Origin of the sequence: Exiguobacterium sp. SH5S4 (genome assembly GCF_004337045.1) — a bacterium.
GTDB classification, from domain to species: domain Bacteria; phylum Bacillota; class Bacilli; order Exiguobacteriales; family Exiguobacteriaceae; genus Exiguobacterium; species Exiguobacterium aurantiacum_A.
On sequence record NZ_SJUQ01000078.1, the window covers coordinates 1 to 404 of the forward strand.

Here is a 404-nt window from a genome sequence, read left to right on the forward strand (position 1 = left end):
ACATCGACCATGGAACAACCGTTACAGCCGCCGCCAAATTGCAGAATGGCGTAACCGTCTTCGGTGATTTCCATCAGCGAAACGCGACCACCGTGACCAGCAAGCTGTGGGTTGATCTGCGACTGCAGCATATACTCCACGCGCTCCATCAGCGGTGCATCGTCTGCCACTTTACGCATTTTGGCGTTCGGGGCTTTCAGCGTTAACTGGGAACCCAACTGGTCGGTAACAAAGTCGATCTCTGCATCTTCCAGGTATGGTGCGCTTAACTCATCAACATACGCGGTCAGCAGGTCAAATTTCAGGGCTGTGTCGGTGGCTTCCACAGCGTCCGGCGGACAATAAGAAACGCCACATTCAGCGTTAGGCGTGCCAGGGTTAATCACAAATACGCGGATTTGTGT

Annotated in this window: 1 protein-coding gene; it reads right to left on the bottom strand. The window is 53.5% G+C overall.

The window, feature by feature from the left end; translation table 11 throughout:
• A partial coding sequence (gene nfuA / locus EVJ32_RS16045; RefSeq protein WP_131459134.1) for a Fe-S biogenesis protein NfuA occupies positions 1-404 on the bottom strand: 404 nt, incomplete at both ends.